The following is a 10,406-nucleotide window of genomic DNA, read 5'->3' as shown; positions in this document are numbered from 1 at the left end:
GCCGCGTCGGGGCCCCGGGCCAGCCGGGCCACCCCGGGCAATGCGGTCAACCCCGGGACAACGGCCGCTCCGGGCGCTGCGGCCAACCCGGGGACGTCGGCCAACCCGGGGACGTCGGCCAACCCGGGGACGACGGCCAACCCGGGGACGACGGCCAACTCGGGGACGACGGCCACCCCGGGGACGACGGCAGCTCCGGCCAGCGCGGCTGCGCGGGAGAGGGCGTTGGAGACGGCGTACTGCGCCGAGGTGGTGGCGGTGACCTACGAGGCGATGGGCCTGCTGCCCGCCGGTAAGCGTCCAAACTGGTACGACCCGGGGCGGTTCTGGAGTGGTGACGATCTGGGGTTGACCGGTGGCGCCCGGTTGGGTGCGGAGATCGAGGTGCGGGTTCCGCCCCGCTGAGGTTTGGCCCGCCCGGTGAGCGGCAATTGCTGTCGCGTGAACGCCTCCACCGATCTCGACGCGCTGACCGGCTTCTTCGACCGGTACGGCGCCGCGATGACCTCCGGCGACCTGCCGTCGCTCGCCGGTTGTTACGCCCTGCCCGGGTTGGTGGTGGCCGACACGTACAGCTTCTCGTTCACCTCTCTCGCTGCGGTCGCGCTGTCCTTCGTGGGCGCCGCGTCCGACTACCAGGACCGGGAGTTGATCGCCGCGCACGCTCGGATCGAGGACGTGCAGCCGGTGTCGGCGCTGCTGACCATGGTGTCGGTGGAGTGGGAGTTCCTGGACAGCCGGGGGTACGCGGTGCCGGGGGAGCGGTACCGCTATCTGCTGCGTACGTCGGGTGAGGGTCCGGTCATCTGCACCGTTATCCGGACGGCCTGACCGCCGGGCGACCGTCCACGCGGGCGAGCCGTTTTCCGCTTCGGGTGGGCCGGTCGGTCCGATCTGTACCCGCGAGGTTTTCGGTCTGGCCGCCGCTGGCTACGCTGTCGCGTCGGTGGGACGAGGGGAGACCTGATGGCGTCAGGGCCGGACGGTGCGGGGGGTCCGCGGACGGCGCGCGTGCTGCTGTCGGTGCCGTGGATCGTGGTGCTGCTCGGCATCGGCGCGCTGGTGGTGCTGTTGGTGATCGCGCTGTTGTCGTTCCGTACGCGGGAGCGGGAGAGCGCGCCGCAGGCCGCGCCGCCGGTGTTCCTGCCGACCGTGCCGGCTACGGCGTCGTCGGGGGCGACGCCGGGTGGGCTGGAGCGGCGCACGGCGTCGCCGCGGCCGTCGCGCAGCAGTCGGACGCCGTCGCCGCGCGCCACCACGGGTTCGCCGTCGCCGGCCCGGACGAGCGCGGCGGCGAAGGGGGCGGTGACCGCCCGGTACCAGGGCGGTACGGACGGCGGGGACGCGACGGAGGCCGTGCTGTCGGTGACGAACGAGTCGGCCCGGTCGGCGGACTGGCGGGTGGAGTTGGCGTTCGAGGGCGCCATGCGGGGCCTGCGGGTCAGCGGTGCTGCGGGGATCTCCGTGTCGGCGCAGGGTGGCGGTGCGTTCGTGGTGAGCGGCGGGGCGGCGCTGGATCCGGGTGACACGCAGACGTTGCGGTTGCGGCTGGCCTGGGACGGGTCGGCGCAGCGGCCGGTGCGGTGCACGGTCAACGGCGTCGACTGTCGCTTCGGCTGAACTGGTGCCGGTGCCGGTGCCGGTGCCGGTGCCGGTGCAGGGCAAGGGCGACGGCGCTTCCGGGCTGGGCCGTCGATCGCTACGCTGCCCGGACGGCCCGCTGAGGGAGGCACATGTCCGGCATGCGTCGCGCGCCGCGACCGTCGCACGGTCCGGCTGCCATCGCGTCGTCGCCGTGGATCGTGGTGTGCGCCGGCCTCGTCGTGATGGTGGTTCTGCTCTTCGTGGCTCTGGGTGCGTACCGGGGGCGTAGTCCGGCTGTCGACGACGGGCCGCCGCCGGCGGGGTTGCCGTTGCCGCAGGCGCCGGTCACGCCGTCCGACCTGTCGTCGACGCCGCTGCCGGAGAGGGCGCCGGTGCTGCCGGGGCTGTCGCCGCGGGCGAGCGGGCCGCCCCCGAGCACGCCGGCGATGTCGCGGCCACCGGCGGTCGGCCCGACGGTGGCACCGACCTCGCTGCGACCGTCGGCGGGGGTGCCGCCGCAGCAGCCGCCGGCGGTGAGTGGACGCTACCGGGTGGTGCAGAGCTTCGACGGGGGTTTCATCGGCGAGGTGCTGATCGTCAACGCGTCGGGTGCGGACCATGGCTGGACGGTGCGGTTCGACTTCGCCGGTGGGCGGCTGGTGACCGCCTGGGTCGAGGGGGTGCCACAGGGGACGCTGCGACAGTCCGACGGGAGCTTCACGTACGTCAGCGGGGTGGACGTGCCGGCCGGCGGGTCGGTGGCGTTGCGGTTCCACCTGGAACGGGCGTCGACGACGCCGCGAGGCTGCACAGTCGACGGAGTGCGCTGCGGCGGGTTCTGAGCTGTGCTTCCGCAAGGACACTGCTCGGTTACGACTTTGTTTGCAAGGTATTGCAGATTGTTTCGGCAAGGGTTAGCGTGCGGCCAATCACGACCAGAGGAAGGCCGTCGATGAAACCCCCGCCGATTCCGCGTACCGCCCTGCTCGCGCTCGTCTGCCTGCTCACCTTCACCCTCGTCGGTACGCCGGACTCCGCGCGGCCCCTCGGCGCCGACGCCGACCCCCGACCGTCCGGCACCGACCCCCTCGCCGCGGCCGGCGCCGTCCAGTGGCGCGACGAGCCCACCGCCGAGGCGTTGCTGGCCGCCGGCGCCGACACCGCGCGTGCCGAGCAGTTCTACTTCGTCCTGCCGGACCGGTTCGCCAACGGCGACCGGCGCAACGACTCCGGTGGCCTGACCGGCGACCGGCTGCGCACCGGGCTCGACCCGACCGACAAGGGCTTCTACCACGGCGGTGACCTCAAGGGCGTCATCGACAAGTTGGCCTACATCCAGGGTCTGGGCACCACCGCCATCTGGCTCGCACCGATCTTCAAGAACCGTCCGGTGCAGGGCAAGGGCGACGACATCTCGGCCGGCTACCACGGATACTGGATCACCGACTTCACCCAGGTCGACCCGCACTTCGGCACGAACGCGCAGCTCAAGGAGCTGGTCTCGCTCGCGCACCGGCGGGGGATCAAGGTCTACCTCGACGTCGTGGTCAACCACACCGCCGACGTCATCAAGTACGCCGAGGACTCCTACGCCTACGTGGACAAGGCCACCTCGCCGTACGTCGACGCGCAGGGGCGGGCCTTCGAGGACCGCAACTACGCCGACGGCAGCCGTGACTTCCCCACGGTCGACAGGAACTCCGGCCCGTACACGCCGGTCTTTCCCGAGCCCGGCGACGCCACCGTGAAGGTGCCGGCCTGGCTCAACGACGCGACCATGTACCACAACCGGGGTGACTCCACCTTCTCCGGTGAGAACAGCGAGTACGGCGACTTCAGTGGCCTCGACGACCTGTGGACCGAGCGTCCCGAGGTGGTGCGGGGCATGACGAAGGCGTACGGCGACTGGATCGGCGCGACCGGCGTCGACGGGTTCCGGCTGGACACGGTCAAGCACGTCAACATGGACTTCTGGCCGCAGTTCACCCGGGGCGTCGAGCGGGCCGCCGAGAAGGCCGGCAAGAAGGACTTCTTCCTGTTCGGCGAGGTCTACAGCGCCAACCCGGAGATCACGTCGACGTACGTGCGGCGCGGTGGTCTGCCGGCCACCATCGACTTCGCGTTCCAGGAGGCCGCGCGGGGCTACACGGCGGGCGCCGGCTCGGCGAAGGCCCTCGCCGACGTGTACGCCCGCGACGACCTCTACGCCGCCCGGGACACCGACGCGGGTCGGCTGACCACCTTCCTCGGCAACCACGACATGGGCCGGATCGGGTCGTTCATCGCCGGCGGCGGCACCGCCCCGGCCAGCCACCTGCGGCGGGACCAGCTCGCCCACCAGCTGATGTTCCTCACCCGCGGCCAGCCGGTGGTCTACTCCGGTGACGAGCAGGGCTTCACCGGCCCCGGTGGGGACAAGGACGCCCGGCAGGACATGTTCGCCTCGAAGGTGCCCGACTACCTCGACGACGACCTGCTCGGCACCGACCGCACCCACGCCAGCGACCAGTTCGACACCGGCCACCCGCTGTACCGGACGATCGCCGAGCTGGGCCGGCTGCGCCAGGCGCACCCCGCGCTGCGCGACGGCATCCAGGTCACCCGGTACGCCGCCGACGGCCCCGGCGTGTTCGCCGCCTCCCGGATCGCCCCCGCCGACCGGACCGAGTACGTGGTGGCGGTGAACAACGCCGAGACCGCGCAGACTGTCACGGTGGACACCTGGTCGGCCGGCGCCACCTTCACCGGCATCTACGGCGGATCGGACGGCCAACGGGCCGGCGGCGACGGCAGGCTGACGCTGACCGTGCCGCCGCTGTCGGCGGCCGTGTACCGCGCGGGCACCCCCATCGCCCGGCCGACCGGCAAGCCGACCATCAGCATCACCACCCCCGCGCGGGGCGCCTCGGTGGCGACCCGCGCGGCGGTCACCGCGAAGGTGACCGGCGACCCGCTGGCCACCGTCACCGTGGCGGCCCGGGTGGCCGGCGGCAGGTGGACGCTGCTGGGCAGTGCCGACCACGCGCCGTACACCGTGCACCACGACCTGGACGGGCTGGCCGGCGGCACCCGGATCGAGTACCGCGCCGTCGTCCGCGACGGCCGTGGCCGCACCGCGACGGCACGGTCCGTCGCCGTCGTCGGCACGCCCGAGCAGGGCGGGTCCCGGGAGTGGGCGGTGGTGCACTACCAGCGTCCGGCCGGGGGGTACGACGACTGGGGGCTGTACGCCTGGGGCGACATCGACCCGGCGTACGTCACCGAGTGGCCGAAGGGGCAGCCGTTCGCCGGGGAGGACTCCTACGGCCGGTTCGCCTGGGTGAAGCTCAAGCCGGGCGCGAAGTCCGTGGGCTTCGTGGTGGTCGACAAGAATGGCACCAAGGACGTCGCCCAGGATCGCAGCATCGACGTGACGGCCACCGGTGAGGTCTGGCTCAAGCAGGGTGACCCGGCGGTCTATCCGAGCAGGCAGGCGGCCACCGGTCAACCGGACCCGGCGGTCGAGGAGGGCACCGCGGTGATCCACTACCGGCGGGCCGACGGCAAGTACGACGGGTGGGGCCTGCACCTGTGGGACGGTGCGGCCAACCCGACCGAGTGGGCGACCCCGCTCGCGCCGACGTCGATCGACGCGTTCGGCGCGGTGTTCCGGGTGCCGCTGGCGGCCGGGGCCACCGGGCTGAACTACATCATCCACAAGGGCGACACCAAGGATCTGCCCGACGACCAGCGGCTCGACTTCGCCAGCGCCGGCCGGGAGGTGTGGTTGCTCGCCGCCACCCCGGGGCGGCTGCTGCCGTCGACCGCGACCAGCGCGGGCGGGGACACCGACATCGGCAAACAGAAGGCGCACTGGATCGACCGGTCCACAGTGGCCTGGCAGACACCACCGACCGACGGTCGGGTGTACGCCCTGGTGGCCGCCCCCACCGGCGGGGTGAGCGTCGTCGACGGCGAGCTGTCCGGGACGTACACCAGTCTGCCGTTGCGGGCGCAGCGCAACGGGCTCACCGAGGCCCAGCGCGCGGCGTTCCCGCACCTGTGGTCCTACCGGGCCTTCACTCTCGACCGGGGTGACCTGGCGAAGGTGCCGGCGGCGCTGCGCGGGCAGCTGCTGGTCACCGAGCGCGACGCGGCGGGCGCCCTGCTCGCCGCGACCGGCGTGCAGATTCCCGGCGTGCTCGACGACGTGTACTCCCGGGCCACCCAGGTCACGCTCGGTCCGACCTTCGCCGGCCGTACGCCGAGCCTCGCGCTCTGGGCGCCGACCGCCCGGACGGTGGCGCTGCAACTGTTCGACTCACCCGCGGCGGCGCCGAAGACGGTGCCGATGCGCCGCGACGACCGCACCGGCGTGTGGTCGGTGCGCGGCAGCCACGCCTGGACGGGGAAGTACTACCGCTACCAGGTGCAGGCGTGGCAGCCGGCCGCGCAGCGGATGGTCACCGCGTCGGTGACCGACCCGTACTCGGTGGCTCTCGCCGCGGACTCCACGCACAGCCAGCTGGTCGACCTGAACGATCCGGCGCTGGCCCCGGCGGGGTGGCGGACGCTGCGCAAGCCGGCCGCCGTGCCGGCGTCGAAGGCGCAGATCTCCGAGCTGTCGGTGCGCGACTTCTCCATCGCCGACGAGACCGTGCCGGCGCAGCGGCGGGGCACCTTCCTGGCGTTCACCGACCCGAAAACCGCCGGGATGACCCACCTGCGGGCGTTGGGCGACGCCGGTGTGACGCACCTGCACCTGTTGCCGGCGTTCGACTTCGCCACGATCCCCGAGAAGCGGGCCGACCAGCGCCAGCCGGCCTGTGACCTGGCGGCCCTTCCGCCGGACTCCGAGCAGCAGCAGAAGTGCGTGGCGGCGGTGGCCGAGACCGACGGCTACAACTGGGGCTACGACCCGCTGCACTACACAGTGCCGGAGGGCGGATACGCCGTCGACCCGGTCGGCGCGGCGCGGACCACCGAGTTCCGGCGGATGGTCGCCGGGGTGAACGAGGCCGGCCTGCGGGTGGTCATGGACGTGGTCTACAACCACACCTCGGCGGCCGGCGTCGACGAGAAGTCGGTGCTCGACCAGGTGGTGCCCGGCTACTACCACCGGTTGCTCGACGACGGGACGGTGGCCAACTCCACCTGCTGCGCCAACACCGCGCCGGAACACGCGATGATGGGCAAGCTGGTCGTCGACTCGCTGGTCACCTGGGCCAAGCAGTACAAGGTGGACGGCTTCCGGTTCGACCTCATGGGCCACCACCCGAAGGCGAACATCCTGGCCGTGCGTGCCGCGCTGGACCGGCTGACCGTCGCCCGCGACGGGGTGGACGGCAAGGCGATCATGCTCTACGGAGAGGGCTGGAACTTCGGCGAGGTCGCCAATGACGCCCGGTTCGTGCAGGCCACCCAGGCCAACATGGCCGGCACCGGCATCGGCACGTTCAACGACCGGCTGCGCGACGCGGTACGCGGTGGCGGACCGTTCGACGCCAACCCCCGCGCGCAGGGTTTCGCCTCCGGGCTCTACAGCGACCCCAACGGCGACCCGGTGAACGGGTCGGCGGCGGCGCAGAAGGCCCGCCTGCTGCACGCCCACGACCTGATCAAGGTGGGTCTCACGGGCAACCTGCGGGACTACCGGTTCACCGACACCTCGGGGCGGACGGTCACCGGGGCGCAGGTGGACTACAACGGCGCCCCGGCCGGCTACACCGCCGCGCCCGGGGAGGCGGTCACCTACGTCGACGCGCACGACAACGAGATCCTGTACGACGCGCTGGCGTACAAGCTGCCGCAGGCCACCACCGCGGCGGACCGTTCCCGGATGCAGGTGCTGGCGCTGAGCACGGTGGTGCTGGGGCAGGGCACCGGGTTCGTCACCGCCGGCACCGAACGGCTGCGGTCGAAGTCGTTGGACCGCAACTCGTTCAACTCCGGTGACTGGTTCAACCAGATCCGCTGGGGTTGCGAGCGGGGCAACGGGTTCGGCGCCGGCCTGCCGCCGGCGCAGGACAACCAGGACAAGTGGTCGTACGCGAAGCCGCTGCTGGCCGATCCGAAGTTGGTGCCGGACTGCGCCGCGATCAACCTGGCCGACGCCCGGTACGCGGAGCTGCTGCGGATCCGGGAGTCCTCGCCGGTGTTCGGGCTGGCCACCGCCGGCCAGGTGCAGCAGCGGGTCGCCTTCCCGCTCTCCGGCGAGAAGGAGACGCCGGGCGTGCTCACCATGACCCTGGACGCCCGGGGGCTGGACGGGAAGTGGAAGTCGGTGACCGTCGTCTTCAACGCCACCCCTGGGGCCGCGAAGCAGACGGTGACCGGCCTGCGCGGGGCGAACGTGGCGCTGCACCCGGTGCTGCGGGAGTCCGCCGATTCGGTGCTGCGGACCGCCTCGTTCGACCAGGCAAGCGGCACGTTCACCGTGCCGGCGCGCAGCGTGGCGGTCTTCGTCCAGGGCTGATCCCACGACGATCCGGCCCCCTGCCACCGAGGTGGTAGGGGGCCGGACCCTGCGTGGATCCGTTCGCTGACCGTCGGTCAGTTGAAGCAGTCCTTGACGGTGCCGGCGCAGTTGGTGGGGTCGTTGTTGGTGATGGTCGACTTTTCGTCGAGGCGGACCTTGCCGTTGTTGTTGAGGATGCCGCCGGCGACTCGGTGCGTCTTGGAGGAGTCGGTGGCGGTGTTCTTGGTGACGCGGGTCTTGGTCAGGGTGACTGTGCCCTTGTTGTTGAAGATGCCGCCGCCGTTGAGGGCGGTGTTGGCCTTGATTTCGGTGTCCCGCAGGGTGAGGCGGGCGTTGTCGTCCTTGTTGTCCTTGTTGTCGGGCTCCTCGAAGCCTTCCTTGAGCTTGACGTCGGGGTCGCCGTTGAAGATGCCGCCGCCGAAGCGTCCGGCGGTGTTCTCGACGATCTCGCTGTCGGCGATGGTGGCGGTGGCTTCCTGCTCCTTTTGTTCCTTCTTGTCGTCGCTGGAGGAGGGGCCTTCCTTCTTCTTTTCTTCGCCGCCGGTGTTGACGACGCCGCCGCCGTCCTTGCTGGCGTGGTTCTTGGCGACGGTGACCTTCTCGAGGTCGAGGTTGGTGTTGCGGGCGTAGATGCCGCCGCCGCTTTCGCAGGCGGTGTTCTTCGTGATGCTCGACAGGACGATCTTGACGAAGCCGCTGGAGCTGAACACGCCGCCGCCGTTGCCGTTGGCCGTGTTGCCGTCGATGGAGGTCTTGAAGATCTCCACGCTGCCGGCCTCGTCGCGGCCCTGCACGCCTGGCCAGTAGTCGTTGTTCTTGTCCTTGTCCTTGCCGTGTTCTTCCTTCTTGCCGCGGCCGTTGGCGATGCCGCCGCCGTTGTCACCGGCGGTGTTGTTGGTGATGCGGGACTCGTGATCCCGCTCGTGGGAGAACTCGTTCTTGCCGTCGGCCTTGCCGTCGGCCTTGTCGTCGGCCTTGCCGTCGGCGGACCCGCCCTGGCCGTGGGAGGACCAGTCCTTGTCGTCGGAGGACCCCTTGACCTTGAGTACGCCGACGTTGAAGATGCCGCCGCCGTTCTCCCGGGCGTGGTTGTTCTCGACCTCGCTGTCGTCGAGGTCGACCCGGCCGAAGTTGGCGATGGCGCCGCCGTTGCCTTCGGCGTTGTTGCGGGTCAGTTCGACCTTCTCCAGGTGGGCGCTGCCGCCGCGCTCGACCAGCAGCGCACCGCCGTCCGCATCGCCGTCCTTCTTCATCGGCGGCGCGGGCTTCTCCGGGGCCGCCGAAGGAACGTCGGCAGCCTGCGGCACGTCCGCAGCCTGCGGCGCGTCGGCAACCTGCGGACCGCCGGGGCCCTGGGGGCCGCCGGGGCCCTGGGGGCCGCCGGGGCCCTGCGGCGCGCCGTACTTGAACTCGGCGGCGTTGCCGTCCTTGACGGTGAGGTCCTTCAGGGTCAGGTCGCCGCCGTCGGCGACCCGGAAGATCCGGAACGCGTCCTCGGAGTCCCGCTTGATCGTCGCGTCGTTGCCCTTGATCGTGATCTCCTGCCGGATCGTCGGCAGACCCGTACCGGACTTCTTGTCGGCGAAGCTCAACTCGTAGGTGCAGTGCGGGGCCAGCTTCAACGTGCCGCCCTGGTCCCGGTTCGCCAGATCGATCGCCTCGATCAGCTTCTCATCGTCACAAGGCACCTCCCGCACCCTGCCGTGCTCATCCCGGTCCTCGCCACGCTCATCCCGGTCCTTGCCACGCTCATCCCGGTCCTTGCCGTCGTCCTTTTTGAGCTGCTGAGCCGTGGACCACTTCACATCGGTCAACCGGTGGGCACCGGTGGCCCCGGTGGTCGCGTAGGCGACCCCTGCGAGGCTGACCGCTCCTGTGAGGCCCACAATGCCGGTGGCGAGCCAGAGCCGGCGACGACGGATCGGAAAGGTCGTCTCACGGTTGGCGTCCTCGTTATTGCGAAGGTAGTTGGACATCGGAGCTCTCTGCCCTCTCCTTGTACCCGACAAGGTCGCTTCGCCACAGCGAGGCGGCCTTCGCTACAAATCGGTTGTAGCTGCTGAAGAACACCGTATGAGAACCTTCTTCGCCTCGTGGGCGTATACGAAAAAAGCCCACATTAGGTATGTGGGCGGTGCAGCCGACAGCACGGCGGACGGCCGGGCAGCAGGGGCGTCACGGATGGCGAAGGGCGTCGTGGAGGGCGGAAAGCCCGCGGTCACTTCCGATGACCGCGCGGCCACCTCCGGCGGCACGCGTTCCTGACGCGCGGCGCACCACAACCGGGTGGGCTAGCGTGTCGTCGATCTACTGGGGAGATCCCCAGCATCCTTCGGGGAAAGAAGCACACGTGTCACTGTGGAAG

Annotated in this window: 5 protein-coding genes and 1 pseudogene; 5 read left to right on the top strand and 1 reads right to left on the bottom strand. The window is 71.0% G+C overall.

Features of this window, described 5'->3' with window-relative positions; translation table 11 throughout:
- From ABZU46_RS28915 to pulA, 5 genes and pseudogenes are all read left to right on the top strand, one after another.
- Positions 1-405 (top strand): annotated as a pseudogene (locus ABZU46_RS28915) (hypothetical protein); the annotation flags it as partial.
- A gap of 36 nt (positions 406-441) precedes the next feature.
- Positions 442-831 carry a hypothetical protein gene (locus ABZU46_RS28910; protein WP_354862691.1) on the top strand — a complete coding sequence of 130 codons (390 nt, stop codon included), beginning with the start codon at positions 442-444 and terminating at the stop codon, positions 829-831.
- Between the two features lie 135 nt (positions 832-966).
- Entirely contained in the window at positions 967-1,620 is a 654-nt protein-coding gene (locus tag ABZU46_RS28905; protein ID WP_354862689.1) for a hypothetical protein, read from the top strand.
- Between the two features lie 113 nt (positions 1,621-1,733).
- Entirely contained in the window at positions 1,734-2,426 is a 693-nt protein-coding gene (locus ABZU46_RS28900; protein WP_354862688.1) for a cellulose binding domain-containing protein, read from the top strand.
- Positions 2,427-2,536: 110 nt separating this feature from the next.
- Positions 2,537-8,038, top strand: coding sequence for a pullulanase-type alpha-1,6-glucosidase (pulA, locus tag ABZU46_RS28895; protein ID WP_354862686.1), 5,502 nt, complete (start codon positions 2,537-2,539; stop codon positions 8,036-8,038).
- Positions 8,039-8,115: 77 nt separating this feature from the next.
- On the opposite strand, the gene ABZU46_RS28890 is transcribed toward pulA, so the two are convergent.
- Positions 8,116-10,017 carry a hypothetical protein gene (locus tag ABZU46_RS28890; protein ID WP_354862684.1) on the bottom strand — a complete coding sequence of 634 codons (1,902 nt, stop codon included), beginning with the start codon at positions 10,015-10,017 and terminating at the stop codon, positions 8,116-8,118.
- Positions 10,018-10,406 lie beyond the last annotated feature (389 nt).

The sequence above is a fragment of the Micromonospora sp. NPDC005197 genome (assembly GCF_040608295.1).
Taxonomy (GTDB): domain Bacteria; phylum Actinomycetota; class Actinomycetes; order Mycobacteriales; family Micromonosporaceae; genus Micromonospora.
This window is presented reverse-complemented; position numbering and strand designations above follow the sequence as displayed.

Excerpts from the sequence above, each read along its gene's own strand:
- ABZU46_RS28900 (WP_354862688.1), top strand. The coding sequence starts at position 1,734 with ATGTCCGGCATGCGTCGCGCGCCGCGACCGTCGCACGGTCCGGCTGCC.
- pulA (WP_354862686.1), top strand. The coding sequence starts at position 2,537 with ATGAAACCCCCGCCGATTCCGCGTACCGCCCTGCTCGCGCTCGTCTGC.
- ABZU46_RS28890 (WP_354862684.1), bottom strand. The coding sequence starts at position 10,017 with ATGTCCAACTACCTTCGCAATAACGAGGACGCCAACCGTGAGACGACC.
- ABZU46_RS28905 (WP_354862689.1), top strand. The coding sequence starts at position 967 with ATGGCGTCAGGGCCGGACGGTGCGGGGGGTCCGCGGACGGCGCGCGTG.